The 26,851-nt window shown below is 40.7% G+C and carries 27 protein-coding genes and 1 pseudogene; 27 read left to right on the forward strand and 1 reads right to left on the reverse strand.

All coding sequences use genetic code 11. The features are described 5' to 3' along the window. Nucleotides 1–17 precede the first annotated feature (17 nt). The 16 genes and pseudogenes from MHB72_RS10450 (at nt 18) to MHB72_RS10525 (ending at nt 16,273) form a co-directional block, all read left to right on the forward strand. Nucleotides 18–1,367, forward strand: a complete 1,350-nt coding sequence (locus tag MHB72_RS10450; protein ID WP_216920632.1) for a cytosine permease — start codon at nt 18–20, stop codon at nt 1,365–1,367. Nucleotides 1,368–1,391: 24 nt separating this feature from the next. Continuing rightward, nucleotides 1,392–3,497, forward strand: coding sequence for a hydantoinase/oxoprolinase family protein (locus MHB72_RS10455; RefSeq protein ID WP_216920634.1), 2,106 nt, complete (start codon nt 1,392–1,394; stop codon nt 3,495–3,497). Continuing rightward, nucleotides 3,494–4,972, forward strand: coding sequence for a hydantoinase B/oxoprolinase family protein (locus MHB72_RS10460; protein WP_216920635.1), 1,479 nt, complete (start codon nt 3,494–3,496; stop codon nt 4,970–4,972). The genes MHB72_RS10455 and MHB72_RS10460 overlap by 4 nt, the downstream gene beginning before the upstream one ends. Further along, entirely contained in the window at nt 4,969–6,708 is a 1,740-nt protein-coding gene (locus MHB72_RS10465) for a hydantoinase B/oxoprolinase family protein (RefSeq protein ID WP_020451522.1), read from the forward strand. Before MHB72_RS10460 ends, MHB72_RS10465 begins: the two co-directional genes overlap by 4 nt. A 171-nt stretch (nt 6,709–6,879) precedes the next feature. Beyond that, nucleotides 6,880–7,314 (forward strand): DUF2243 domain-containing protein, encoded by a 435-nt coding sequence (locus MHB72_RS10470; RefSeq protein WP_020451523.1) that lies wholly within the window; start codon nt 6,880–6,882, stop codon nt 7,312–7,314. Between the two features lie 277 nt (nt 7,315–7,591). Then, complete coding sequence (locus tag MHB72_RS10475; protein WP_216920637.1) at nt 7,592–7,768, forward strand: hypothetical protein; 177 nt, start codon at nt 7,592–7,594, stop codon at nt 7,766–7,768. A 325-nt stretch (nt 7,769–8,093) separates the two neighbouring features. Continuing rightward, nucleotides 8,094–8,654, forward strand: coding sequence for an SMI1/KNR4 family protein (locus MHB72_RS10480; RefSeq protein WP_254122139.1), 561 nt, complete (start codon nt 8,094–8,096; stop codon nt 8,652–8,654). A 158-nt stretch (nt 8,655–8,812) separates the two neighbouring features. Then, a pseudogene (locus MHB72_RS10485) lies at nt 8,813–9,589 on the forward strand (ribonuclease YeeF family protein); the annotation flags it as partial. 194 nt (nt 9,590–9,783) lie between these two features. Further along, nucleotides 9,784–10,650, forward strand: a complete 867-nt coding sequence (locus MHB72_RS10490; protein WP_216920641.1) for an EndoU domain-containing protein — start codon at nt 9,784–9,786, stop codon at nt 10,648–10,650. A 9-nt stretch (nt 10,651–10,659) separates the two neighbouring features. Next, a complete protein-coding gene (locus tag MHB72_RS10495) occupies nt 10,660–11,187 on the forward strand; it encodes a hypothetical protein (protein WP_216920643.1) in 528 nt (175 codons plus the stop codon). Between the two features lie 209 nt (nt 11,188–11,396). Further along, entirely contained in the window at nt 11,397–11,852 is a 456-nt protein-coding gene (locus MHB72_RS10500; RefSeq protein ID WP_025811512.1) for a DUF4274 domain-containing protein, read from the forward strand. Nucleotides 11,853–12,044: 192 nt separating this feature from the next. Then, nucleotides 12,045–12,431 (forward strand): immunity 22 family protein, encoded by a 387-nt coding sequence (locus MHB72_RS10505; RefSeq protein ID WP_026579688.1) that lies wholly within the window; start codon nt 12,045–12,047, stop codon nt 12,429–12,431. Next, a complete protein-coding gene (locus tag MHB72_RS10510; RefSeq protein ID WP_025811516.1) occupies nt 12,431–12,850 on the forward strand; it encodes an SMI1/KNR4 family protein in 420 nt (139 codons plus the stop codon). Before MHB72_RS10505 ends, MHB72_RS10510 begins: the two co-directional genes overlap by 1 nt. A 205-nt stretch (nt 12,851–13,055) precedes the next feature. Then, the gene (locus tag MHB72_RS10515; protein ID WP_025811518.1) at nt 13,056–14,309 is read left to right on the forward strand and encodes an MFS transporter; all 1,254 of its coding nucleotides are present in this window, start codon (nt 13,056–13,058) and stop codon (nt 14,307–14,309) included. A gap of 59 nt (nt 14,310–14,368) precedes the next feature. Further along, nucleotides 14,369–15,502 (forward strand): Rap family tetratricopeptide repeat protein, encoded by a 1,134-nt coding sequence (locus MHB72_RS10520; protein ID WP_025811520.1) that lies wholly within the window; start codon nt 14,369–14,371, stop codon nt 15,500–15,502. 519 nt (nt 15,503–16,021) lie between these two features. Then, nucleotides 16,022–16,273 carry a hypothetical protein gene (locus MHB72_RS10525; RefSeq protein ID WP_020451531.1) on the forward strand — a complete coding sequence of 84 codons (252 nt, stop codon included), beginning with the start codon at nt 16,022–16,024 and terminating at the stop codon, nt 16,271–16,273. 570 nt (nt 16,274–16,843) lie between these two features. Here MHB72_RS10525 and MHB72_RS10530 read toward each other — a convergent pair. Continuing rightward, complete coding sequence (locus MHB72_RS10530) at nt 16,844–17,788, reverse strand: urea transporter (protein ID WP_216920645.1); 945 nt, start codon at nt 17,786–17,788, stop codon at nt 16,844–16,846. A gap of 240 nt (nt 17,789–18,028) precedes the next feature. Between MHB72_RS10530 and MHB72_RS10535 the strand changes: the two genes are divergently transcribed. From MHB72_RS10535 to MHB72_RS10585, 11 genes are all read left to right on the forward strand, one after another. After that, nucleotides 18,029–18,331, forward strand: coding sequence for an urease subunit gamma (locus MHB72_RS10535; RefSeq protein WP_020451534.1), 303 nt, complete (start codon nt 18,029–18,031; stop codon nt 18,329–18,331). Nucleotides 18,332–18,352: 21 nt separating this feature from the next. Next, nucleotides 18,353–18,679, forward strand: a complete 327-nt coding sequence (gene ureB / locus MHB72_RS10540; protein WP_216920647.1) for an urease subunit beta — start codon at nt 18,353–18,355, stop codon at nt 18,677–18,679. Beyond that, entirely contained in the window at nt 18,676–20,388 is a 1,713-nt protein-coding gene (ureC, locus tag MHB72_RS10545) for an urease subunit alpha (protein WP_075213267.1), read from the forward strand. The genes ureB and ureC overlap by 4 nt, the downstream gene beginning before the upstream one ends. Nucleotides 20,389–20,398: 10 nt before the next feature. Continuing rightward, entirely contained in the window at nt 20,399–20,854 is a 456-nt protein-coding gene (gene ureE / locus MHB72_RS10550) for an urease accessory protein UreE (protein WP_020451537.1), read from the forward strand. Next, a complete protein-coding gene (locus MHB72_RS10555; RefSeq protein ID WP_026579680.1) occupies nt 20,847–21,530 on the forward strand; it encodes an urease accessory protein UreF in 684 nt (227 codons plus the stop codon). The genes ureE and MHB72_RS10555 overlap by 8 nt, the downstream gene beginning before the upstream one ends. 20 nt (nt 21,531–21,550) lie before the next feature. Next, nucleotides 21,551–22,162 (forward strand): urease accessory protein UreG, encoded by a 612-nt coding sequence (gene ureG, locus MHB72_RS10560; protein ID WP_020451539.1) that lies wholly within the window; start codon nt 21,551–21,553, stop codon nt 22,160–22,162. Between the two features lies 1 nt (nt 22,163). After that, a complete protein-coding gene (locus MHB72_RS10565; RefSeq protein WP_216920649.1) occupies nt 22,164–22,988 on the forward strand; it encodes an urease accessory protein UreD in 825 nt (274 codons plus the stop codon). Nucleotides 22,989–23,053: 65 nt separating this feature from the next. Continuing rightward, entirely contained in the window at nt 23,054–23,746 is a 693-nt protein-coding gene (locus MHB72_RS10570) for a HoxN/HupN/NixA family nickel/cobalt transporter (protein WP_020451541.1), read from the forward strand. Between the two features lie 35 nt (nt 23,747–23,781). Next, entirely contained in the window at nt 23,782–24,384 is a 603-nt protein-coding gene (locus MHB72_RS10575) for a PadR family transcriptional regulator (RefSeq protein WP_216920651.1), read from the forward strand. A 341-nt stretch (nt 24,385–24,725) separates the two neighbouring features. After that, nucleotides 24,726–25,169, forward strand: coding sequence for a hypothetical protein (locus MHB72_RS10580; RefSeq protein ID WP_216920653.1), 444 nt, complete (start codon nt 24,726–24,728; stop codon nt 25,167–25,169). Nucleotides 25,170–25,212: 43 nt separating this feature from the next. Continuing rightward, on the forward strand, nt 25,213–25,911 hold the full coding sequence (locus MHB72_RS10585; protein WP_216920654.1) for a hypothetical protein: 699 nt from the start codon (nt 25,213–25,215) through the stop codon (nt 25,909–25,911). Nucleotides 25,912–26,851 lie beyond the last annotated feature (940 nt).

Genomic DNA, 26,851 nt, shown 5'->3' on the forward strand with positions numbered 1-26,851 from the left:
AACGAAGGAGCATGAAAATGGAAAACAACAGTAAAAAACCTTCCTATACAAATGCTGATGATTTTGCTGTTACATCAGTGCCTGAAAATAAGAGAAAATCGATTTTTAACATTACGATTACAAGCTGTGCCTGGATTATCTCATTGTCGACGATTGTGACTGGAGGAGCGCTGATCCAGGGATTGAATTTTGCGCACGCCGTTTTGGCTGCCGTCTTAGGGATGCTGATTCTTGCGGTCTATGGCTTTTTTCAAGGTGTAATGGGTGCAAAATACGGAATATCGACAACCGTTCTTGCCCGTCAGGCTTTTGGACGCTACGGATCGGGCCTTTTTGGAATCGTCTTGGCGCTGACGCTGGGAATCGGCTGGTTTGGCTGGCAGGTTGCTTTTTTCGGCACGACCATTTCTGAAATGTTTCCGGGTGTTTGGCTTGCGAAGCCTGAAGTCGCCATCGTTTGGGGCGGTATTTTAATGATCCTTACCGCTTTTATAGGGTATCGCGGACTTGCCGCTTTAAGCTTTATCGCTGTACCTTTAGTCGTCATCTTTTCTATATGGGGCATTGTGAGTGCTGTCAATTATTCTGGAAGCTGGCATAACTTGCTGACGTTTCATCCGACAGGGGACCCTATGACGATATTTGCCGGAATTACAATCGTAGTTGGAAATGCTGCATTGGGTGCGGTTGTTTTTCCTGATGTGACGAGATATGCAAAAGGAGCGGTTTCAGGAGGAATAGGTGCGTCTGTCGGTTATTTCCTTGGAGGTGTTTTCTGTCTTGTTGCAGGAGCGGCAATGGCCATTACTGCGAATGTTCCGGATATCGGGTCAACACCGAATATTCCTGCCGCGATGAGCAAGCTCGGACTTGGATTTTTGGCATTTTTCATCATCGTTTTTGCACAGTGGACGACGAATGATAACAATTTGTATACCGGATCTCTGGGGCTTCGCAATGTTGTGAACATTCCTAAGAAAGCACTTGTGGCGATCATGGGCGTGATCGGCATCATGATTGCATTATTAGGTGTCCAGAATATGTTTGTGCCATTCTTAACATTTTTAGGTTTGTATGTTCCGCCGATCGCAGGCGTGATGATCGCAGATCATTGGATCACAGCACCTGTCATCAAGAAAAAACAATATCGATTCGGGGCTGGAACAACTTATTCGAAGCTGAATGTTGCGGCGATTCTTTCGGTGATCATCGGAGGTTTTACCGCTTCAAAGGTAACGTTCGGCATCGGACCGATTAACTCTACTGTACTTGCATTTTTGATTTATATCGTTTTTACATTTATTTTCACAAAATTAAATCTCCGTTACGAAATCGGAGAAGCGACAGAGGAATCGTCTGGTTTTTAAGCGGATAAGGAGGAAAGGTTTTCAATGATGAATGAAAAAAACCAATGGGTATTTGGAATTGATGTCGGCGGGACGTTTACAGATTTAGTGGCTGTCAACAAGGGAGGGAAAATGGTTTCGACGAAGACGCCTTCAACCCCTGATCAGTCTGATGGTGTCATGAACGGAATTAAAAAAATGGCTGAAATCATCGGAATAGACGTAAAGGACCTGTTAGCCAATAGTCCATTAGTGGTCCATGGAACAACAGTTGCCACTAACGCTTTGCTGGAATATAACGGAGCAAAGGTGGGGCTTCTCACAACGGAAGGCTTTCGGGACGAAATCGAATTCCGCCGCGCGTACAAAGAAAGCGTGTTTTCTCCGCGCTTGGAAGCACCTTATCAAATTGTCCCAAGAAGATATCGTGTGGGGATTCCTGAACGACTGGATCATACAGGAAATGTCGTAACTGAGCTTGATGAAGAAGCCGTCCGCCGGGCAGTCCGAGGGTTTATCCAAGAGGGGATCGAGGCGATTGCTGTATGCTTTCTGTTCAGCTTCATGAATCCTTCGCACGAAATCCGCGTTAAAGAGATTATTCAAGAGGAAGCTCCCGGCATGTTTGTATCGTTATCGTATGAAGTGCTGCCGCAGATTCGGGAATTTGAACGGGTGAGCACGACCATTGTCAACGCGTTTACCGGCCCTTCCATGCAAAGCTACTTGAACCATCTTGACGAACGGCTTCGCGAAGACGGATTTGCCGGAGAACTGTTTGTCATGCAATCTAACGGCGGGGTCCAAAATGTCATTCAAAGCGGAAAATTTGCCGCAGGAGGCCTTCTCTCAGGTCCAGCCGGAGGAGTGACGGCTGCTTCCTTTATCGGAGAAAAATCGGGCTACGAGAACGTCATTACCGTAGACATGGGCGGAACAAGCTACGATGTCTCGGTTATCGAAAAGTTAAATCCGGCGATCACGACTGAGAACTGGATCAGCAGATACCGGGTTGCCCTGCCGATGATGGATATTCACACGATCGGCTCCGGCGGCGGAAGCATCGCCTGGATTGACAGCGGCGGAGCTTTACAAGTCGGCCCGCGAAGCGCAGGCTCCAATCCGGGGCCGGCCTGCTACGGAAGAGGCGGAGAAGAACCGACAGTTACGGACGTGAATGTTTTCTTAGGCTATATTAACCCAGATAACTTTCTAGGCGGAGAAATGAAGCTTGACCGTTCACTGGCTGAAAAGGCGATCCGCACACAGATTGCCGATCCGCTCGGAATTTCGACAGTAGAAGCCGCTCTTGCAATCTCACAAATCGTCAATAGCGATATGTCAAATGCAGTCCACTTTGTGACGACACAACGGGGTCATGATCCAAGGAATTTCGCCCTAATGGCTGTCGGCGGCGCCGGAGCCATCCATGCAGGCAAGCAGGCGGAAGACCTCGGCATTAAAACCGTTATTGTTCCGTCCCTTGCCCCGGTCTTCTGTGCGCTCGGCGATGTGGCAGCAAATCTTAAAGTAACGGAGCTCAGGACGCGCTTTGAAAGTCTGAAAAACGTTGACCTGCAAGCGATGAATGCCGATTTTGAAAAGATGGAACAGACGGCCCGCGAAAAACTTGGAGGCCAGTCGGTCACCAATCAATATGAAACCCGCCGCTTTATCGATATGCGCTACGCCGGGGAAGTCCATGAAGTAACCGTACCGGTAAAATCGAGGACGCGGAGGATTACAGAATTGAATCTTGAAGCAACGGCGGCAGATTTCCATGACCTTCATGAAAGAATGTTTGCCCATAAAGATCCCGAGCACGACATTGAAATTTTAAATCTCCGCCTTGACCTGGTTGGCGTCAGAGAGCCGTTAAAGCTTAAAGAGGAGCCGTTTGAGCAGGAGGACCCTTCAAAAGCGAAAACAGGTGAACGCGATATGTATTTTGACATCGAACCGACGAGGACGCCTATTTTCAACGGATCAATGCTTGAGCCGGGCAACTTGATTGTCGGTCCGGCCATCATTGAGCAATGGGGTACGACCATTGTTGTTTATCCGGGACATGAGGCTCTAATCGATTCTTACCGCAACTGTGTCATTGAAGTAAAGCACTCTCAGCAGGCGACTAGAGGTGGAAATGCATGATCCAAGCTCAAATTCTTTATAGCAAGCTGCAATCGATCGGCAGAGAAATCGGGGATAATTTGCAGCGAATCTCCCGTTCCCCTTTGCTTTCGCAAGACCGGGCATTTGCTACAGCGATTTTTACGAATGAGCTGAAAATCGCGGTTCAACATCAATATGAGCCTGAACATTTGTTCGCATTAAAAGAAAGCGTGGAAAATCTGTTCGACTATTTTTCATTTGATATCGCAGATGGAGATGTGTTGCTCGTCGCAGATCCATACAGCGGCGGAACGAAAGGACAGTCGCTCACCATGGCGGCGCCGTTATTTCTTGAAGGGGAGCTCGTACTCTTCCCCGCTGTCCGCGCTCAGATGATCGATTTGGCCGGCGAGTATCCGGGCGGATTCCATCCCGATGCATTTGAAGTATGGCAGGAAAATATCAGAATTACACCTGTTAAGCTTTATAAGCAAGGCGTTCTGCAGACCGATATTCTTCGTTTCTTATTATCAAACAGCCGGGTGCCCGCTTCTTTTAAAGCGGATTTGGAAGCCATGTATACATGTTTGCATGGCGCCAAACAGCAATTGAAAACGTTTCTTGGCAGCTACGGCCAGAAAACAGTGACCGAATCGATCGACAGCATGTTTGAATACAGCCGCAAAAGGGTTGAGCACCATGTCTCTTATCTGCCTGAAACAGAAATGAGCGCTGTCCAGGAGTTTGAAGTTTCCGAAGGAAGCAAGAGTACAATTCATGTGCAAATTTCAAAGAAGGACGATGCGGTTGAAATCGATTTGAGCAGATCATCGGTACAATCCGTAAAGCCGGTTAATTCGCCTGCCGCTTTAACGAAGGCGTTTGCCGTTTGGCCGTTCCTGGCGAGAATTGCCGATGAAATACCGATCAATGAAGGAACGCTTCAACCTTTTCAAACGAAGACGAGGCTGGGTACGATTTTGGATCCGGAATTTCCTGCAGCGACAGCATTAGCTCCAAGCATTACCGGCCATTTCATCGCTGAAGCGGTATATAAAGCCATTCAAAACGGACAAAGCACGAATGAAGAATTTCCGCCGATTTACGGGACAGGTCCGCAGGCCGTTTTTTATCCGGAGTTTGGCGCGGAAGCAGAAACGAAATCAATCGTTTTGGCGCCCGGGTATCCATCAGCTTCAAAAGGCTTCGGGCCGCCTGCTTTATTTGGTCAACGGATGCTTGTCTCTGCAGAGGAATTGGAGCTTTACCACGGTTTTAAAATGGTTTCCCGGGAGTGGACGGACAATGGGGAGGAAATGAAAGTGTCTCTGCTTAACCAGGAGGACGATATTTATTTCAACCTTCTTCTGCCTTTTAGTGAAAGGGGAGAATACGGGTCTCTGTCAAGAACGGGAGATCGTGACGAAATCTTTTATGAAAGCACGGTAAACCAACATGTGAAAAAAGGCGAGCTCCTCGTCTTTACGTACTCTCAAAAGGAGGAGCAGCTATGATTAATCAGGACTTTATTCTATCACAGGTGGTCGGCGGTTCCCTTGATGCGGTTGCCAGGGAAATGAGCGCCACTGTTACGAGAACGGCCCGTTCACCATTGTTTAACGAAGCACACGATTTTACGACGGGCGTCTTTGACCTTTCTGGCAAAAAATCGCGCCTTGTCGCGCAAGCCCCGGGCTGTACGCTGCACCTTTATGCGGTAGTAGGCGCAGTTGACCATTTATTGGACGCTTTTCGGTACGATCTTCATCCCGGAGATATTCTCCTGGTGAATGATCCGTATCATGGAGGCTCGCACAGCCTTGACTGGACAATCGTCATGCCGGTTTTTTATAATCGCAAGCCGATCCTGCTTCCTGCTGTCCGAAGCCATATGGCCGATAATGGAGGGCCGGTTGCCGGAGGGTACAATCCGCGCTCAAAAGACATTTGGCATGACGGGCTGCGGATTCCGCCATTAAAAATTTATGAGCGGGGAGAAAAGCGCAGGGATGTATTCGATTTAATTGTTGCAAACAACAGGCTTTCCCATTGGCTTGAAGGCGACTTAAACGCGATGATCGGGGCATGCAAGGTCGCTGCCTCCCGAATCCAAACGATGCTGGATAAGTATGGCGCCGAGAAGGTGATTACGGCCATTGACAACCGGATTCAATATACAGAAAACAGGGTTCGCGATGAAATCACCAGCTGGCCGGACGGCACCTATGTCGGTGAAACATTTGCTGACCACGACTTTCAAGGCAACCGCGATATTAAGGTTCGCGCAACGGTGACCGTCAAAGGCAGCGATCTTCACATTGATTTTACCGGCTCCTCTCCGCAAGTAAAGGGCTTCATCAACAGCCCGCTTTCAAATACGACTTCATTTGCTTTTGTCGGTATTTCGACTTGCTGTGATGAGGATATTCCGATCAATGAAGGATATATGAATCCGGTAACAGTAACTGCGCCTGTAGGAACAGTTGTGAACCCGCAGCTGCCGGCACCGTGCGGACACGCAACTGCGTGCGTAGGAGCAGAAATAGCCGAGGCTGTTCTCCAGGCCATTTCCCAATGTGCGCCAAAACGCGTCGGAGTGAACGCCCATAAGCTTCCTCTCGCTTATTCCCACGGAAAATACGACGACGGGAAGCCGTGGGTGAACCTGAATTTTTACGGCTATACCGGCGGTGCGGGGGCTGCATACGAAACGGACGGATGGGGGCTTTATCCGCCTGTTATGACAGGAGTTATTCTGCCATCTATTGAAATGACTGAAGTTCAATACCCGAGCCGTGTATTAAAGCATGAATATACGAGCGATTTTACGGGAGCAGGCCGATGGAGAGGCACCCCCGGGTTGGATGTTCAGATCCAGCACTTAAAGGAAAGCCGCACAAGCGTCATGATGGCAGGGGTCCGAAATACAACAAAAGGCTTCTGCGGAGCTGGCGATGCACCAAGCAACAAGGTGATCGTCGGGTATGGAACAGACGAAGCCAAAGAGATCGAGGAAACGGCTTTTGAAGTCAAAATGCCTGCGGCCGGCATCATCCAATTTTACCGTGCAGGCGGCGGAGGCTGGGGAAATCCGCTGGAACGTGAACCCGAAAAGGTGCTGGACGACGTCTTCAACGAGTTTGTCAGCATTGAATCAGCATTGCAAGATTACGGTGTCGTGATTGACCCTGAGACACTTACCATTAATGAAATGGAAACAAATCGTGTGCGGGCTTCCCGCCTTTCATAAATAAAAAAGCTGATCTGAAAGGAATGAAGACACCTTTTCGGATCAGCTTTTTAAATACTCATATGGTAAAAAGAGGATAATCGCTTTCGGGAGAGAATGTAAACATAACCGGTTTGATCTTTTAAGCCGGCGGGTACATAACAGATTAGCAAGTAAAGGAGGACAAATCATATGAAAAACAAAAAAGCGTTTTGGGGACCTTTTCTGTTCGGTGTGGGTATCATCGCCATGATCGATGGCATTGTTTTTCACCAATTGCTTCAATGGCACAGCGTGTACATGGACACAGACCGCTCTCACCAAATTATGAGCGACGGACTGTTTCATCTGTTTTCGCTCGTCATTCTTTTTATCGGCGGGATCCTGTTGTGGAACAGAGGTGACTTGAGCAGCAGCCGGCCGCAACACATCTTTTGGGGAGCCTCTTTGTTAGGAGCGGGCTGGTTTAATTTCCTCGAGGGCATCATCAATCATCATCTTCTTCAGATTCACCACGTCAACCCGCTAAGCCCGAACCGCCTCTTATTCGACCTTGCCTATGACGCATCAGGCCTTTTGATCATTCTGGCCGGATGGCTGATCTACAGAAAAGGCAAACAGAAATGAAAAATTGGTTTGACTCGCACAATTATTTCTCGGGAAAGCGCAGGTTTCAACAAGACCTGCCCTGTTTTTGTCAAAATTTGAAGAAATAAAAAACTCCATTTTAAAAGTTGATATGATCAGTGACCGCCGCTTGAAGAATTCGTTTTATGTAACAAGTTTTTAAAGCGCGGCAAAGTGCAACTGTTCACTTCAAGCAAAAAGGGGATTCACATATTCAATGGAAAAAGGTGTTTATATCGTTTGACTGCCATCTTTTAATAGGAGGTTTACATATAAGATGTTAAGTGTGCTGCTGCCTAATTTGCTTATCCTTTCTGCTATCATTTTATTTTTATATTACATGATCGTATTGGTAAAGGAAAACAAGATAAATCGCAAACAAAACGAGGAAACTCAACAGTTGCTTAGGGAGATATTAAAGGAAGTGAAAAGCAAAGGTTTAGAGCGAAAATAAAAGATATTATATTTCTAGAGTGATTTAGTTGTGCCTCAGAGGAAACATTTGAGGATAAGACTGTACCTTTTGTTCAAGTGAAAGTCAGGTTTAGATTTGCAAGGAGGCTGTTTCATGCAGCTATTGGTTTGCTGCTGTGTACCCTAAACTTTTAAATAAAATAACCTTAATTATTCCGAATTCACATAATACGGTAATTGGAAATCCTTAAAAGACAAACTTGTGATGATTACGACATCCTGAACAATTTGCTTCCTCTTCAAATAGATGCTCATAAGAAAGATTCATGTTGTTGGAGAAATAAATAATCTGTAAATGCGAGGGGATGCACTTGACAAGTTTTGTTCAGAATACCGTGCATGGTTTAAAGAGCTTATTAGATCAAAATGGAGTCATTAGGATTCTTGGCTCTGAAGGTGAAATTACAGATGCTCTTGTCACATTCTCTGGCAGCGGAGCCTCTCAAAGCGATATACGAGCTTTCGAAACACATCACCAATTATCTCTTCCTGATGATTATAAAAAATTTTTAACTCTACATAATGGAGCTAGAATTTTTGATAGTCTTTTAGATGGAGTGAATATTGGCGGAGGTCTGCATTTATTTAACCTCAAGGAAATTGATACAGAACTGAAAGATGAGGAATTTTATGCGGATGTTAACGGTATTCCAATTGGACATTTGTTGGAAGAGTGTGATCTAATGATTGACAAAGAAAAGCTTAAAAATAAAGATCCCAACTATATTTATTTACTTGAGGATGGTCTGGAGTATAAGCCTCTTAATTTGAATTTTGAAATATTTTTAGACCGATATGTTATGTGTCATGGGCAGCCATTTTGGGAGTGGAGATATTACACAGCGGAGAATTATTATAGAACATGACGACCGGATTTCTGGTCGTCTTTTTTGAATTCGAACAGGTTATTCATCCTAATTCTAAGGATTCATTTTCATGGGTGATCAGGATTTATTCCCCAATTCCCTTCTATAAAGTGGCAAACTCTAAAATGATTGTAACTTTAGTATTAGAGGAGAGTGCCATGAAGACTTTGGACGTGCAGGCGTTGCACAAAGCCATTGATCAAACGCTGGAACAATTAAAACATCAATCAGACGAAATCGCCAAAGTCCAAAAAAGCGTTGAGGAAATCGCATCACTTGATGATGCTTTAAAAGGAAAAGGCGGCGACGCGATCCGCGCCTTTTACGAGGAATGCCACACCCCTTTTCTACAGTTCTATGATACTTTTATAGAGGAATACAGTTCCACGCTGAAGAAAATGAAAACCGCGTTGAATTCTCTGGAACCTAACCATAATGGGTTTATTTCGCAAAACTTTCTTGAGCACGAGCTGGAACAAGGATTGAATGCAGCCGATCGAACAACCAAACACCTGGTGTCTAAATCAAACGCCACGATCGCGAAGGTCAGTCATATTGTCGATTTGCCTGATTTGAATGACACCGATTTTCATGAACAGAATCAGAAATCCTTAAAGGAAATCAATCAGACAATTGAAAAGCTGCATACGTTCGACAGGGAACAGACAAGCGCTCTTAAAACCGCTGAAAACGACCTGGAAACGATGCAGAGATACATAACCAGGCTTGAAAAAATGTACACAGGGCCTAAAATTGAAATTACCGGCTATCAAAAAGGCTCGATTTTAAAACCAGATGAGATAGATGCTTTGCGTGGTGGACAAGACACAGCGATGGGCGTCATGTTGGATAAGCTGGATAAGAGATCGAAGCTTGAAAAAGAAGTTAGCGAGGTTAGCAAACAGGATAATAAAGTTTCTAAACTAAAGAAGAAGCTTGATGATTTCAATTTTTCAACGGCTTCAGAGTTTTATGAGATGGCTGCGGAAATTGGCTACGAAAACCTTTCCCCTTGGCAACAGCGATATTTCAATCAAATTGAAGGCGCTCGTGATTTTGGCAACGCAATTAAAGGAAGTGCTGAAGGACTCAAAAATGCAGTCGTCGATACTGCAGTAGCCTCTGGGACATGGTCGTTCACGCAGACGAAACGATTGAGGGCATTAACTTTACACTTCATCATCCTGATGTCACATTCAATATTATAAAAAAAGGAATTGAAGACTCGTATCAACGAGATGTCGTCAATGGTGATTCTTACACCCAAGCCAGATGGTTTAGCTATGCCGTTGGAATGGTCGGGACATCGATTGTTGGCTCTAAAGGCGTTGACAAAGCAGCAAAAGCCGCCAAAGCGGGGAAGGTAGGGCAGGTCGCTGCCAAAGCAACTAAAGCTTCTAAAAAAGTATCGAAACAAGCTTTGGAAAAAAGCGTAGCGTCTTTCAAGAAATCGATGCAAAGGGTCGCTTCAAACATAAAAGGAATTCAAATACACAACCCTTTTGCGCCGCAAGTTCAGTTTGCTGGTGGGGGGAAACTCCCTTATAATGCTATTGAAGGCAGTAACTTTAAAGAAGAGCTTATTCGACGAATAAAGGAACTTGCTAATGTTGAGAAAGGCGATATCGGAATAAATAAAGCTACTTCCGAAAAAGTCGTTAATGCCTTGTCTAATTTCAAAAGCAGAAAAATGACATTTGGAAATCGACGGTTCTTACTAGATAAAAAAGGGATGAAGCATATTTTGGAAAGGCATCATCCTAAATATTGGGATGGATCAGTTAAAGCGACACAGTCTTTTTTCAAGAAGGATTTGTCTACAGAAGATATAGCTAACGCTATAGAATCTATTTTAAAACAAAACCGAGGAGTTTTGACTGAAAAAGACTTTAGGGGAACAACAGGTAAGCAGCAAATAACAGGAACGTATAACGGAGTAAAATATGTAGTTGGTTTTAAAAAAGGACGAATAGGTCAATTCTATCCAGTAGAGTAGGTGGAAATTTTGTTTTATATTAATACATTAATTCGCAGACCAGATAGAACAATTACTGATTTATCGATATTGAAATCTCAGCAAAATGATTATTTTGTAGATATTAAGAACATCTATGATTTAAAAAATATAGAACGTATATTGGATTTTGACTATCTTGAAGGCGCAATAATAATAAAATTTAATGATCAAATTTTGATGGATGTAACCACATGGGACTTAGTTGATGATTTGTGGGCATATTTATTAAATGTAATCGAGAATGTTTTGAGCACAGGATATGGTGAAACTTACTTTCCAGATCAGCCGTTACGTTTAAGTATGCGATCATTAGCTAATGATTTATTACTTTTTGAACTAGATGCTCCTACTCAAATTAAAGCTGCCGTACCTAAAAGAGATTTCCTTCTTGCTTTAATTGAAGGGGCGGACTATTTTTTTGAAAAAATGAATGAATCCTTTGTAAGTAACGTAGATTATAATGGTGAAATTGATATGATTGAGTCTTTGAGAAAAAAATTTCTTGCTGATATTTAAAATACACCTTCTATAAATTAGATAAGTATTTCGGTGGTTTGTCCGAAAGAAGCTGGTCATAAATGCGTATTATTGTGAAATAAATTTTGATGGGGTACAAAGGCTCTCTGGAAAGAGAGCTTTTTCTTGTGAGCTGGGGATGAGATTGATTAGATCCAAACTATGTCAAACAAAGATATGTAGTATGTGTGTTAGGAGGTAAAACAGTAATGAAGAAGAAAGATATTAATTTCCTCGAAGAGTTGCTTTATAATACAGAAAAAGACAGCGCAATAAGTCGGGTAAGAAACATTGATGACCCTTTGTTGCTCCATGTTTTTGCAGCGAATTATAATTGGAATAGTGGTTTTGAAGTTCCAAAAGCAATTCTAGAGAATGAAAATTGCGATTATGGTACGGGGTTATTAATGTTCCATTATGCAGACGGTTATCGTATGCTCGAAAGCCCAGACGATGTTTCAGCATCTGCTTTAGAAGAATGGAAGGATTTTTTAATTCAAACATATCAAAAGCTTATAAATTTGCAGTTTAATTCTCAAAATATTTCATTCGATCCTGAAATAACAAGGGTTCATAGGTTTAAGTTGAAAAAAAATAACCCGCATATTCCCGATGCTTTACTTGATAAGTCACCAGGGGTTTTGATTGAAGTTCCAAAAATTTGATGCGTTTTTCACCTTGAACGGCAGTGCCTTTCAAGGTTTTTGAACAAATTGGAGAAACCCAGCAAGGAATAGGGCGGAATTATAGGCGTTTTGGGAAGAAGCCGGGTGAGATGTTTTAAATATGGCTACCGGAATGGTTGCTACGTCTGTCGTCGGCACTAAAGGCGCAGCTATAGAAGAGGAGGTAGCTTTATGCAAAAAGAAGAGTTTGTATCACTTTGGGTAGGCAGTATCAGTTCTCCAGAAGAATTAGAAAAGATTCTTAAAACTTCTTATACTGAAGATGGTGATTTTATTCCTTCAATATTTGCTCATAGCTTTAATATAGAAAGGTATGACGAGTCTGTTCGTGAAGCAGATTTTTATGAAGAGTCTAGTAACTCAGTAAGTCGATTATTAGAAGACTTCTCTTACGATCATACGATTATCCCCGAATTTATTTCAGTATGTGGAGAGCACCTGACAAAAAATTATAATGCGGTGGTACTCTTATATAATTTCGACTATAAAGGTGTCAAAAAGAAGGTATCTATTGGTGGCGGTGAATTTAAATTTTTAGGTTCAGTTAAATATATGTAATGAATACTCAAATTTCAATGATGATAAATGAATATATAGAAAAAGATGATTTTTTCGGAGCAGTACCCGATGAAGATATTTCGAGGGCTGAAGAGAAATTAGGATGCAAATTTCCAAGGCAATATAAAGAGTTTGTTAAAGCATATGGCTCAGGAGGAATATGTGGAGTTGAGGTCTTAGGAGTAGAGGGAAATGGATATGCTTCAGTAGTTGATGCTACAGAAAGATTTAGAAAATTTGGTTTACCTGAGGAATACTTAGTTATTGAAAATGTGGACGAGTTTGTTTATTGTCTCAATACTGGAGAAAATCATTGTGTAATAAGGTGGGATGACATAAGCAAAAAGGAGATTGAAAGATATTCTAGCTTTGATGATTATTTACAAGACAGTTTTCAAGAAGCAATAGATAACTGGTAAGGAAAAGCCAAGATTTAAAACTCCACCTCTAAAAAGGGCGGGGTTTTTGTTTTAGAAGGGAGACGATTAATTGTGAGAGCCCTTTTTACCTTAATGTTTCTTAAATTATTCCTCTCCTACATTGACCAAGAAACCAAATATAGGATATGCTTTGGTGAGAGACCTGTAAAAATGAGGGATTTTTGTAAGGGGGATTTTTTGAGGAATGAATAGTGGCTCCACTGTGTGGCAAAGAAATTTTTCCTTTCTGTTTGTCTCTAAAATGGTGAAAATAACCGCAGACAGCTTTGCTTTTACTTCTATTTTGTGGTTTCTCATTTTAGATGGAAAAGGGGCTGTCGGAACAGGTATGCTAATAGCTGTCACCCTTCTTCCCCAAGCTTTAATAGGACCGTTGATTTCACCTTTTATGAAACCAAAAACTCTTAAGTTCTGGATGTTCTCCGCAGATATAACAAGGGCTTCATTGATGCTGATCATTCCAATTTTTTATTTTAGTGGATTTTCACCATTATGGTTCATTATTTCACTAATGCTGATACATTCGGCAACTGGGGCTTCTTATGATCCTGCATCCATTTCCATGATTCCGCAAATTGTTAAGAATGAACTTATTCAAAAAGCTAATGCCACCATAGAATCTTCAGCCCAAATTGTAAAATTGGTCTCGTTAATGGTTTGCGGTATATTGATTGCTGTAATAGGCGCTGCTTATACAATGCTTATTATATTTCCATTTTACATCGCTTCAGCCTGTTTAGTTCTGTGTATAAAATTTAGCTCGAAAGAAGAAGGGGCTCAGGAACAGAAACCAAAAGGCGCATATTTTAAAAAGCTAAAAAGAGGTTTTGTACTTGTTCGAAATCATCATATTTTGCTTCCGCTAGCCGTATACTGCATTTTGTTGAATATCGGTTCAGCTCCTTGGGAGGCGCTTTCAGCGATCTATCTGTCAGAAGATTTAGGCGGCGGTTCGGTCATTCATTCTTTCATAAGAGTAGCAACAGCTACCGGAGCCTTTTTAATGGGGTTTATCTTAACTAAAGTAAGAGTGAACCGATATGGACTATTGTTTGTCTCCGCTGGAATTATAGAAGGAATTGCACTTTTCATAACAGGAATGAATTCAGTTTTATTACTACTTCTTCTCGCAGCATTTGTTTTGGGGGCTACCATTAGTGCCATAAACGTACCTGAACACACCATTATTCAAACCTCAGTTGCAGATGAAGATCAGCCGCAGGTATTTGCTGTTATTAGAATGATCTCTCATGTGATGGTACCATTAGGGGCTTTAATTAGCGGCTATGCAGCCGCTGCCTTTGGTGCAGGAAAAGTTATCGCTTTCGGCGGACTGATTGAAATTCTAGCTGGAATTGCGATATTAACTCTTACGAAACTAAGTAAAACCAATCGTTCAGACATGATAAGGGATAAAGAAGAAAGTTTAAAAATGTAAGAAAATTCACACGTTTAAATGCCGAATATTTCAAAATGATTAAGAAAGGGGTTTTTATTTTGGTATATAAAAGCGTAATACCTTATGACCTAGTGGCAACGAAAATGAATTATTGGTATGTAGCTCTTAAAAATGACTGGGTTGATGAAGCTGAAAAAATGAAATCTGAGGTTAAACAAGAGATCGCTATAATGGAAGAAAATCAGGATGTCCTTATATATTTTTCATTGCTTGAATTCCGTCATAAGCTGATGTTGGATTACATTTGTCCAGAAGCAGCAAAAGATATACAGGTTCATTATGAAGAGTTAAGGGAAAAGACTAAAGGCGGGAGAAATTTGAATGGTATGCTCGAATATTATTACTATTTCTTCACAGCAATGTATCATTTTAGACAGAAAGAACTTCTTCATGCTTTAGCTTACTACCAAAATGCCGAAAATCAATTGAATTCATTTGAAAGCGATGATGTTGAAAAGGCAGAATTTTATTTCAAATTGTCAGAAATTTATTACTATATGAAACAAACATATTTTTCAATGTATTATGCTAATCATGCATATAAGATTTATTTAAAACAGCCAACATATGGACAGCGTAGAGTACAATGCCAATTTTTAATGACTGGTAACTGGCTGGATAAAATGAATCCTGAAAAAGCCCTGGAGCATACCAGCAAAGCACTGTCAGATGCAAAGGAATTACAAGTTGATTATTTAATTGGTTCTTCACACTTGAATATTGGAATATGTTATAATCAACTTGAAGAACTTTACAAAGCAGAAAATCATTTTCAAATGGCTGCTGAACTTTATAAAAATGAAAAGCACAGCTTTTTGCCAAAAGCCCTCTTTAATATTTCGCACGTTAAAGCGAAACAAGAGAAGTGGATTGAAGCAGAAGATCGGTACTTTGAGGGTATGGAATGGGCTCAAAAATTTGAGGACCAAGAATTCCTTACAAAGCTGAAAATGATTTACGGGTTGTATTTATCATTTGACCTTGACACAGTTCGAGAATCCTTTGAGTTCTTCAGTGAAAAAGGTATGTATGCAGACATAGAAGAGTATGGAGTCATCACGGCAGAACTTCTACAAGGAAAAGAAATGCTACATGATTCACTTGAGTTTTACCGCAGAGTAGTTGAGGCAAGAAGACAAATACAAAGGAGTGGGACAGTACATGAAAGCTAAGTTGCTAATTTGCTCTATTCTATTATTAGGTGCAGTTGGTTTATTGGGCACTTCTTACGATCAATCAACAAATACAGCATATCATGTTGCTGACAGGGTAGCAATTTAACTCTGAGACTGCTAAATTAATATATAGAACCTTTAAAAGAGACCAGTTCGTGAAACTCACTGTGAGTTTCACGAACTGGTCTTTTTCATTTCTGAAATATCGATTAGTTTTCCGGATTTCACCAATATATTCAAGCCAGTAAAGAAGCGGCTCTCAAATATACTCCCAGCACCAGATTTGCCTCTAGAAAAAATGGAAGGATTGATGCTGAGGAATGCAATTAAAGTAAATCCTAAGTGAAAAGTGATTAAAGTTATGGCTAATCAATTGTAAAAATGTGTATTATTTTTGAATTATTTTTCAATTCTACACCATTTGACAATTTTTTCATCCTTTTGGTGTTAAGCTCAAGGTGTCTATTAAATGGACAAGCATTTAATAGTTAAACAAAACGAAAAGGGGATGTGTTTATGTTTAAAAACAAACTCAAAAAAGTAGCGGGAGCGGTTGCAGTTGCTGGGGCTCTGTTGGTATCCGGATTACCTGCAAGTGCTGCGCCGGATTTAACTCCGATTCGAGACAAGTATCCAGACGCCTATCAATTCCAATGGAATGGCAACAATACTGTAACTGTTTTCTTTAGAGACAGCCAAGGTAAATCTTATCATGAAACATATACATGTGTTACGGTTATACAAGGAACTTGCTACGTGTATAAGTAAACCGTAAGACAAAATTCTGTCTCAATCGTTTGTATTCTTATTCTTTCTGAGACAGAATTTTTTTCATTAACCAAATCAGTTACTTTCACCTCTCTGTGTCCAAATCCTCTTTATTTATGCCCCTCTCGTTGATCAATGAAAACAAAGCTGGAACAGTTTTCATCGGCACCATCAGAATATGCTTGCGCCAATATGAGTTTTTCACAGTTTACAGGGGAGAGCTGAACAGCGGCCGCAGCACACCTTCAGACTGACTGGCCTAAGGGTCTTATCTAGCGAATAATGTCGGAGACGCTCTCATAGCATCATTATTGAAAAATAAGTCTGTTTCATGTGGTAATCGATTGATTCCAGATATTTCTGAAGTGAGAGTGTCAATGAAATGGAACATTCCTATCAAAGTCCCGGCATTCCTGTAAGTTTTTAGCTCACCATCGTTTTTCACAAGTTATCATTCATTAATGTCTAAACGCGAGTAGATTCGTATAGTAAGACATCATGGGTTTCTTCCATGACTTTTATTTCTTGCGTAACCACTAAGCGGCTGATTTACATCATCAATAGGCAAAGCTATAAGTTTGGCAGAACCTTTCTTGCACCTAAAAACAGCCATGAACAAAGTACAAACGGCATTGTTAGGGCAGGGAGTCCATATGGCAAAAGATACGTGCTGAGGCCTGCTGTTATAGGCACTGTCAGACAAGCTGAAATGATCCCTGATAAAAATGCAAACCGGTTATGTTCACTTTTAAAAACGGCAGATACGGCCAGGATTGTTAAAATTGCATTATACCCGTAAAGACCCAATGTGATGAGAGAACGCTCTCCTCCTAAAAGGAATGCAATGATGATGGCAACTGCATTTCCGATAACTGCATAAAGTCCCAGTTTTCTTCCTGCCCAAAATACGGCTAGAAAAATTAAAATCCCGGATACTGTGTTATTCAGAAAAAATACTTGTCCAATTCCATGAAAGACCCCGTCTATTAAATTGACTTCCCCTGCTGTATTTAGTTTCCAGTGTGTTAAATCCTGAGGAACCAGGGCAGAACTTAATTTAATCCCATTTAATTTGTATGAAGCTAATAATATAAACCACGTCAGGATAACAAAGGGGAATGTAAGGATTGGAACTTCGGTTCTTTTCGTAAAATGCATCATGGCGGCTGTGAAAATGGCTGCTAAGGCTGATCCAATTAAAGCGACAAGCCACATGTAAGGGCCAGTTAAGAATGATGCCAATGCCATTCCTGTTAACACAGAATTATATCCTAATAGACCCTCATTTAGAATCTTTTCATCTGCCGCTCCCAATTTCCCTGCTAAAGTACCGATAATAGCGGATAACAAAGCGATTATACCTAAATAATAGGAAAAAATAGTAATGGCTATAAGGATTAGAAAGCCGGTCATCACATTCTCAATCAGGATGACTTGAGAGATGCCTTTGAGAGAAGCTGTTATTAAACGGGAAAACACCCCCTCGCTTAATAAATGATGTTTGTTTTTTCGCATAATGAATATTCTCCTTTCTTTTCAAGGTTATATATCTTCAGTGTATCATATATAAATTTTTGAATATATAAATTGACATATATGTAAAAAATGATATACATTTAAAACAGAAGCAGGGGAATCAAATATATTTTCAGTTTTTTAGTTTTTGCGCTTTCAGCTCAGAATGTTAATGAACTGGCTCCCCCTTATATGAATGCTCACCGTTTGGTCGTAATAAAAATACAGGGAGGTTTTGTGATGCAACTATTACCGCGTGAAGTAGACAAGCTTATGATTGTTGTCGCAGCAGATCTTGCGAAGCGACGTAAAGAACGGGGGTTAAAATTGAATCACCCGGAAGCAGTAGCCCTGATAACGTATGAAGTGTTGGAAGGAGCACGGGATGGAAAAACAGTTGCGGAGTTGATGGAATATGGAACAACCATATTGTCGCGGGAAGATGTAATGGAAGGCATTCCGGAAATGATTGATGATATCCAGGTAGAAGCTACATTTCCAGACGGCACAAAGCTTGTAACTGTACATAGTCCAATTAAATAAAATGGATAGGAGGCTATTGAAATGGAACCGGGGCAACTATTTTTAAAAGAAACGGATATCATTTGTAATGTCGGAAGAGCGGCGTCCAAATTGAATGTAACGAATACAGGTGACCGCCCAGTTCAAGTAGGTTCACATTTTCATTTTTATGAAGCGAATGAAGCGCTTCAATTCAAACGAGAAGAAGCATTTGGAAAGCGACTAAACATTCCGGCAGGAGCAGCTGTGCGTTTTGAGCCCGGGGATGAAAAAGAAGTGGAATTAGTGCCTTACGCCGGCGAACGCCAGGTATACGGATTTAATAATAAAGTGGACGGATCATTGGAAAAAGAGGGGAACCAATCATGAGTTTCAAGATGCCAAGAAAGCAATACGCTGAAATGTACGGCCCGACTACAGGGGACTCTATTCGTCTGGCAGATACAGATTTGCTCATCGAAATTGAGAAAGACTACACGACATATGGAGATGAAGTGGTATTCGGCGGCGGTAAAGTTATTCGTGATGGAATGGGACAACACCCTTTAGTTACACGTGGAGAGGGAATAGCAGATGTTGTCATTACGAATGCTGTTGTCTTAGATTACACTGGTATTTATAAAGCGGACATTGGAATTCGTGATGGCAAAATCGCTGGAATCGGGAAAGCAGGTAATCCGCTAATCATGGACAATGTGGATATTGTGATTGGCTCTGGTACAGAAGTTATTGCTGCTGAAGGTATGATTGTAACTGCGGGCGGAATTGACACTCACGTCCATTTTATTAATCCGGAGCAAATCAGAACAGCATTAGCTTCAGGTCTTACCACCCTAATTGGAGGAGGAACAGGCCCTGCTGCAGGATCAAAGGCTACCACGGTTACACCGGGCGAGTGGCATATGCACCGAATGCTTGAAGCGGCAGAGGGCATGCCGATTAATGTTGGGTTTACAGGAAAAGGACAAGCCGCTTCAGAAGCTCCGCTGGTAGAGCAAATACGCGCCGGCGCCATTGGACTGAAAGTTCATGAGGACTGGGGCGCTACAGCTTCAGCTATCGATCATGCGCTAAGTGTGGCTGACAAATATGATGTTCAGGTTGCCCTTCACGCGGATACATTAAACGAAGGCGGATTTATGGAAAATACAATGGCAGCTATTAAAAATCGCGTCATTCATATGTACCATACAGAGGGTGCAGGGGGAGGACATGCTCCTGACTTAATTAAATCGGCCAGCTTTAACAATGTTCTGCCGTCATCTACGAACCCGACATTACCTTATACAGTCAATACGGTAGATGAGCACTTAGATATGTTAATGGTCTGTCACCACTTGAATCCATCTATTCCGGAAGATTTGGCGTTTGCTGACTCACGTATCAGACGCGAAACGATTGCAGCTGAGGATATTCTCCAGGATATGGGTGTATTCAGTATGACTAGTTCGGATGCCCAAGCGATGGGACGGATTGGAGAAGTCATTTTACGTACATGGCAAGTAGCCGATAAGATGAAAAAACAAAGAGGAACAATGGCGGGCGACAGCGAGCTTTCGGACAACAACCGTGTAAAACGTTATATTGCCAAATATACAATTAATCCTGCCATTACTCATGGTATTTCCGAATATGTCGGTTCTATCGAGAGAGGGAAGATGGCCGATCTCGTTGTCTGGAATCCAGCATTTTTCGGTGTGAAGCCTGAAATGGTGATGAAAAGCGGCTTTGTTGCAGAGAGCTTAATGGGAGATGCTAACGCTTCTATCCCGACACCGCAGCCTGTTATTTACCGTCCGATGTATGGGCAGTTTGGCAAGGCGTTGTCCAGCACTTCCATTACGTTTATTTCCCAGGCAGCTTTCGATGACAAAGTGCATGAGAAGCTTGGGTTGCAAAAAATCATTCTTCCGGTTCGCGGCATTCGCAAACTAACGAAAAAAGATATGAAGCTGAATTGCGAAACTCCTGAAATAACGGTCGATCCACAAACATATGAAGTAAAAGTAAATGGCCAATTAATTACATGTGACCCTGTTGATAAGGTGCCAATGGGTCAACGATATTTCCTATTCTGAGGTGAGAGTCATGATTATTGAACAAATCGTAACAAATCTTGAAAACATGGAAAAAGAGGAAATTGAAAAACGCCATATTGAAAAAGTTTACCTTGAAAGTGCTTATTTAGTAAAACGAATCCAACGGGTGAAAACAGATCATGGCAATGAAATTGGAATACGCTTGAAAGAAGCGCGTGACCTTGTCGCTGGTGATGTTTTGTATATGGACGATAAAAATATGATCGTCATCGATGTACTGTCCGATGATTTATTAGTTATCAAACCGCGCACCTTGAATGAAATGGGAACGATCGCTCATCAATTAGGAAATCGCCACCTGCCGGCGCAGTTTGAAGAGGACGAAATGCTTGTTCAATATGATTATCTTGTAGAAGAGTTACTTCAAGACCTGCAAATTCCATATAAACGTGAAGACCGAAAAGTAAAACAGGCTTTCCGCCATATCGGTCATAGCCATGATTAATATTTTATCTTTACTCCAACTATGTGATTCAAATTTCCCTATAGGGGCTTTTAGTCATTCGTATGGTCTTGAGACCTATATTCAAGAAGATAAAGTCCATGATCAAGCAACGTTCGTACAATGGCTTCATACGTATGTAAACGAGCAGCTCATCTATTCAGATGGGTTGGCTTCCCGTCTTGTATATGAAGCTTTAGAGAACGAAGATTTACAAACAGTATGGAAATTAGATCGCATGTTGACTGTTCAAAGTTTGCCGCGTGAAACAAGAGAAGGAACCCAAAGGATGGGCGAGCGGATGTTAAATCTTATTGAATCCCTATATGATATACCCATTCTTTCAACATATCGGGAGCGTATAGATCAAAAGCAATCGTTTGGACATCCCTCCATTGTATTTACGATTGTAGGTCATCATCTTGGTGTCCCTTCATCAACGACTACACTGTACTATTTGTATTCAGCAGTCTCAAATCTTGTTCAAAATGCGGTACGGGCCGTCCCTCTGGGGCAAGTGGCAGGTCAAAAGACAATTCAAGAATTTCAGACTGTTTTAATCGAAGCAACAGAAAAAATTCAAAGTTTAAATGAAGAAGAATTCGGGATTGTTTCTCCCGGTTTAGAATTATCTCAAATGATGCACGAGCGTGTAAATATTCGTATTTTCATGTCTTAATAAAAAAGGAAGTGTTAGGTATGAAACCAATTAGGATCGGTGTAGGAGGACCTGTAGGAGCAGGGAAAACGATGTTAGTCGAAAAATTAACCCGGCATTTGCAAGATGAAATGAGTATGGCAGTTGTGACAAACGACATTTATACAAAAGAAGATGCCAAGTTTTTAATGAACAACGGGGTGCTTCCCGCAGATCGGATTATAGGTGTGGAAACAGGCGGCTGCCCTCATACGGCAATACGCGAAGACGCATCAATGAACTTTGCAGCCATTGATGAGCTAGTGAAGAAGAATCCAGACGTTGAACTTATTTTCGTTGAAAGCGGCGGAGATAATCTGGCAGCTACATTCAGCCCTGAACTTGTTGACTTTTCAATCTATATTATTGATGTGGCCCAAGGGGAGAAAATACCGAGAAAAGGCGGTCAAGGAATGATTAAATCTGATTTGTTTATCATCAATAAAACAGATTTAGCGCCTTTCGTTGGAGCAAATCTGGACGTTATGGCATCTGATACGAAGGTTTTCCGCGGAGACAAGCCGTTCGCTTTTACAAATTTAAAAACGAATGAAGGTCTTGATCAAGTCATTGACTGGATTAAGGAAAATGCACTATTAAAAGGACTGGAGTAAGATGGGGGACTGGACAGGCGTTTTGCGTTTGAGCGCTGAAGAAAAAAATGGAAAGACCATTGCGAAAAATGTGTATTTTCAGGGGGCGTATAAAGTCATGCGTCCTATTTATCATGATGAATCAGGACAAGCCTGTTATTATATTTTAAACCCCGGCGGCGGTTATTTAGACGGTGATCGCTATCAAATGAAGATTTCACTGGAGAAACAAGCAAGATTAACATTAACAACCCAATCGGCAACTAAAATATATAAGACACCGCATACACATGCATATCAGGAAACGGAATTTAACCTTAAGGAAGGCAGTTATCTTGAGTACATTCCCGATACGCTTATCGGCTATCAAAATGCACGGTATAAACAAAAAAATATAGTATATATTGAAAAAGGATGTACGTTCCTTTATTCAGATATTGTGACTCCTGGATGGTCTCCTAGTGGAGAAAAGTTTACCTATGAGATGCTTCAATTCATTAATGAAATCTATATGGAAAATGAGCTGGCAGTCTATGACCATATCAAACTATGCCCGGTCAAACAAAATATAGATGGTCTGGGTTTAATGGAAGGCTATTCTCACTTAGGTTCCATGATTGTGATCAATGAACAAGTAGATCATGACCTTCTTGATCGTTTATATCAGGCCGTGGATACTCAGACAAAAGAATATAAAATAGGCATATCTTTATTGCCTGTCCCTGGGTTTTCCGTACGGGTATTAGCAAATCAAACACAGATCATCGAAAGTCTGTTTTCCGAATTTCATCATCTCCTCAACCAAGTATGGTTTAACAAAACCCCGAGTTTTTTAAGAAAATATTAACGGTTAAAAAACCAGCAACTGTTCAATTGTTGGTTTTTTTCAGATTCAAGAAGGGGCTGTATTTTGTGGAAGGTACATTATTCTCGGTTTTAATGCTGGCATTAATTTTAGGAATCAAGCATGCGATTGAACCTGACCATGTGATTGCGGTATCGACAATTGCAAGTCAAAGTAAAAAGTTATGGCAAGCTTCTTTAGCGGGCATATTTTGGGGCATTGGCCATACTGTAACATTGTTTATAGTTGGAATCATTGTCATTGTAATGAAGGGGCAAATATCAGAAAAATGGTCGATGTCCTTAGAATTTTTAGTAGGAGTCATGCTTGTTTATTTAGGGGTTAAAACGATTCTTTCTTTCAAGAATAGCCCTGTACATACGCATCAACACAAACATCTCCACACCCATCAAAGCAGCGGCGACCATAAGCGCCGCCATAAAAACGTAACGTACTTAAGATCAACATTCATCGGTTTAGTTCATGGTCTTGCAGGAAGTGGAGCCATGGTCTTATTAACGATAAGTACTGTCAAGAGTGTAGAGGAAGCGGCAATATATATTCTTATATTCGGGGCAGGAACAGTTATTGGTATGCTTTTCTTTACAACAATCATTGGAATTCCCTTTGTGCTGAGTAAGAAGCGAGGGGCAATCAGCGGAACACTAGGGATGACGACGGGTGTAATAAGTGCTGTTTTTGGTGTATACTATATGTATAACTTGGGTATTAATGAGGGTTTATTTAACCTTTGGATTTAAAAATAGTATAAAGTAACCGCCATTTAAAGATTGAGGTGAATGATATAAATACTTTAGGGTATGCCATTCTGAGCGTTCTCGGCAGAAGACCTTGTTCAGGATATGAGTTAGTCCAGTACCTGGAGGTAGTGTGGCCGGCAAAACATAGTCAAATATATCCTTTGCTAAATAAAATGGAACAAGAAGAATTTCTTGAATACGAGCATGTAGAGCAAATAGGGAAACCTGATAAAAAAATATACTCCATCACTGAAAAGGGAAAAGAAGCGTTAGAAGATTGGATCGCTGTATCTCCTTCAGATCCAATAAATAGGGACGAATTTCTTATTAAAGTATATTCGATTTGGTTGTTGAAAGAGGAAGATTCCGTAAAATTGATTCAGGATCGAATCAAAAATTTAGAAAAAACAATTGATACCCAATTGAACAAAATGGCGGAGCTAGAAAACAAGGAATCGGATAGCATGTCTAAAAACTTTGGCCGTTATATCTTGATTGATCGCAAATTCAGACTGGCTAAAGAAGAAAAAACATGGTGTCAAAAGGTTTTAAATCTAATAAAAGATAAGAAATTTAATTTTCCCTTTCTGTGTTATGTCAGTGTAGAAGGGATAAATGGAGCGGCACTGCTTATCTAGACAGAAAACGAATGTCACGTACATAAAATAAGGCGCCTCAATATAACACAGTGAGAACGCCGCATGTTCACGCCCGCGTTCAAAACTAACGAATGGTGCAGAAAAACGAAACGTGCCATTTTTGTTAAACAAGCGAGGGAACTGCCGGACTGCCCCACAAGATGAGACAAATAAAAAACACCTTCGAGTTTGAAATCGGATCAATCTTATCCGAAATATGACTTGGAGGTGTTTTTAAATGAGAATCGGGTTACATGGTTTGGTGATGGAAACGTGACTGAAGGAGAACTGAAGATGGTTGGCTGTTCATTGGGATGACGGAAGCTATATTGAGTACCCTAATGATCACCAAATCACGAGTAAAAAGAAGACAACACCAATATATAGATAATCCAATAATCAAATTCGTGGATAAATTAATAGAACTCATAAAAAAAGCGTTTTATGGAATTGCTGGCGTTCTTCTAGCTTTAGCAGTTATAGCAGTCCTTTTCTTACCTGGATCTGGGGGATACAAAGCTGGAGATGAAATCGAGATTCTCAGGAATATTCATGGTGCTAAGTCTATCGAGACGTTAGAGAAGAACTACGGCAGTATATCTGAATTAACAAGTGATGGAGTAAATACAATTGATATACCAAGGTATAAAAGAATAAAAATTATTAAAACCATGGATGATCGTGATTTGGCATTAATAGAAGTTTTAAGCGGGTCTTATAAGGGCACTCACTGGTGGGTAAAAAAATCATCCATTGAAAGAAAGCGTGCCGATCATAGATATTAGAATAAAATTACGAATTTAATCTGAACAAAGAGAGATGTGAACAATGGTAAATGTCTTAACTAATATCTTAAAAAATGACAGATTGGATGTATATCCGTTATTTAAAAAGTTTTGTTCCCTCAAAGAAAAAGGGTTGCGTAAGGAATCCTTTAAATCATTATCTTCCTTTATTGATGAAGCAAAGATGTGGGATGATAATGCACAACAGAATTTTGCTTGTTGGCTGTTTGCTTTATTTGAAACATCAGAAGATATTCACCATGTACTCGTTCATCCATTTGAAAAGGAACTTTTAAAGCCTTTACTTGAGAGATGGATGAAGAGTAATCCCGAAGATCCAAGACCATATAGGTGGTATGGCGTGTTTTTAAATACTGAAAAACGTGTCGATTACTTACACAATGCACTTAGACTTGGTGGCAGCAATGAACAATTATCCTTATTAACGCTAATCGATATTAATTTGAACGCCCTTTGGTATTCATTCCATCATATATCCGAAGATTTATATCTTGGCGATATTAAAGAAGATACAGCACTTCTTGCTAAGTCCCGGGAGTTAAACAACAAGGTAGAGTGTCAACAAACAAGAAAAAACAATAACGAAGCACTCAACTATTATCAAGATCTATTGAATGACTGGGTGATGTTTACAAAAGAACAATCAAAGGGATTTGTTGAATGGTGTGAACATAAGGGGAGAAACTATTATTGGGTCAAAGCTTATTATTACGAAAAATAACAATATGAAAAAGGACACAGCTAAGGAAATGCTGCAACAAGTATCCATTGACTGCACATTTTTTAACTAATTGCAAGCTTTAATTTTAAATAAACGAACTGAATAGGGTCTAAAACATTTTAAGGAGGATTATACGTGATTTGGTGGGCTAAACAAGGATGGCAGCTAATCTTAGGGTTTATTGTTGTTGCTGCGCTTTTTAGTTGACTAGAGATTCCGATTTCTGATTTTCTTGGAAAGATGTTTGGATTAGCGTTCCTTTATTAAGCTTATCGGTCGATACTAAATTTAGCAACTGCTGATGAATACAATGAAAACGGCGAACGGGTATTGTTTTCAAACTTTGGGAAGATAATTACAGCAATTTTTATGCCTGTTATAGTCTTTTATTGTATTAGCATGTTTGTTCCATATTCACTTTTAACTTTGCATTTTTTATATTGTAGCATAGAGCACACCAAGGAAAAACAAAGATGCTAAAGACTTATCCAAAGATTGATTAAGATAATGAAAAAATTGAAATATATGTAAGTTATCTGTTTCCAGTCAAATAACAAACTGGAAGAAGAGAACAAACTTGAAAAGACATCACTTTAGTTACTTTATTCTATTAACATGTCTACACACGTTAGCAGCATGTAGCCAAACAAGTAAAGAAAATGAATCGTCAGACGACCAGGAAACTGTAAGCAGAAAACAGCCTCACAATACACTTTATAATCGTAACAGTGGATGTGTCATATCCTTTTGTTTCAAACTCTTTCTCCATTAAATCACCTTCAGATATAAGTTTCGACTTTACGATGATTTAATCTTTTTGGTGCGATGAGCGCAGGGATAGGAATCATATTATTTGTTTCTCAGTTTGGCCAATAATTCTTTCCTTTGTTGTATAATGGAACCAAAACACAGGTTTCGTATGTCTTACGTTTTAGTTTCT

The sequence above is a fragment of the Bacillus sp. FSL K6-1284 genome, from assembly GCF_038002625.1.
In the GTDB taxonomy this organism is placed as follows: Bacteria; Bacillota; Bacilli; order Bacillales; family Bacillaceae; genus Bacillus; species Bacillus paralicheniformis.

Coding starts and splice junctions, on each gene's coding strand:
- MHB72_RS10585 (WP_216920654.1), top strand. CDS start 25,213: ATGGTAAATGTCTTAACTAATATCTTAAAAAATGACAGATTGGATGTA.
- MHB72_RS10505 (WP_026579688.1), top strand. CDS start 12,045: ATGCAAAAAGAAGAGTTTGTATCACTTTGGGTAGGCAGTATCAGTTCT.
- MHB72_RS10490 (WP_216920641.1), top strand. CDS start 9,784: ATGGTCGTTCACGCAGACGAAACGATTGAGGGCATTAACTTTACACTT.
- MHB72_RS10450 (WP_216920632.1), top strand. CDS start 18: ATGGAAAACAACAGTAAAAAACCTTCCTATACAAATGCTGATGATTTT.
- MHB72_RS10580 (WP_216920653.1), top strand. CDS start 24,726: ATGATCACCAAATCACGAGTAAAAAGAAGACAACACCAATATATAGAT.
- MHB72_RS10535 (WP_020451534.1), top strand. CDS start 18,029: ATGCAACTATTACCGCGTGAAGTAGACAAGCTTATGATTGTTGTCGCA.
- MHB72_RS10525 (WP_020451531.1), top strand. CDS start 16,022: ATGTTTAAAAACAAACTCAAAAAAGTAGCGGGAGCGGTTGCAGTTGCT.
- MHB72_RS10530 (WP_216920645.1), bottom strand. CDS start 17,788: ATGCGAAAAAACAAACATCATTTATTAAGCGAGGGGGTGTTTTCCCGT.
- ureG (WP_020451539.1), top strand. CDS start 21,551: ATGAAACCAATTAGGATCGGTGTAGGAGGACCTGTAGGAGCAGGGAAA.
- MHB72_RS10470 (WP_020451523.1), top strand. CDS start 6,880: ATGAAAAACAAAAAAGCGTTTTGGGGACCTTTTCTGTTCGGTGTGGGT.
- MHB72_RS10500 (WP_025811512.1), top strand. CDS start 11,397: ATGAAGAAGAAAGATATTAATTTCCTCGAAGAGTTGCTTTATAATACA.
- ureB (WP_216920647.1), top strand. CDS start 18,353: ATGGAACCGGGGCAACTATTTTTAAAAGAAACGGATATCATTTGTAAT.
- MHB72_RS10555 (WP_026579680.1), top strand. CDS start 20,847: ATGATTAATATTTTATCTTTACTCCAACTATGTGATTCAAATTTCCCT.
- MHB72_RS10465 (WP_020451522.1), top strand. CDS start 4,969: ATGATTAATCAGGACTTTATTCTATCACAGGTGGTCGGCGGTTCCCTT.
- MHB72_RS10455 (WP_216920634.1), top strand. CDS start 1,392: ATGATGAATGAAAAAAACCAATGGGTATTTGGAATTGATGTCGGCGGG.
- ureE (WP_020451537.1), top strand. CDS start 20,399: ATGATTATTGAACAAATCGTAACAAATCTTGAAAACATGGAAAAAGAG.
- MHB72_RS10565 (WP_216920649.1), top strand. CDS start 22,164: ATGGGGGACTGGACAGGCGTTTTGCGTTTGAGCGCTGAAGAAAAAAAT.
- MHB72_RS10480 (WP_254122139.1), top strand. CDS start 8,094: ATGCACTTGACAAGTTTTGTTCAGAATACCGTGCATGGTTTAAAGAGC.
- ureC (WP_075213267.1), top strand. CDS start 18,676: ATGAGTTTCAAGATGCCAAGAAAGCAATACGCTGAAATGTACGGCCCG.
- MHB72_RS10475 (WP_216920637.1), top strand. CDS start 7,592: ATGTTAAGTGTGCTGCTGCCTAATTTGCTTATCCTTTCTGCTATCATT.
- MHB72_RS10510 (WP_025811516.1), top strand. CDS start 12,431: ATGAATACTCAAATTTCAATGATGATAAATGAATATATAGAAAAAGAT.
- MHB72_RS10460 (WP_216920635.1), top strand. CDS start 3,494: ATGATCCAAGCTCAAATTCTTTATAGCAAGCTGCAATCGATCGGCAGA.
- MHB72_RS10515 (WP_025811518.1), top strand. CDS start 13,056: ATGAATAGTGGCTCCACTGTGTGGCAAAGAAATTTTTCCTTTCTGTTT.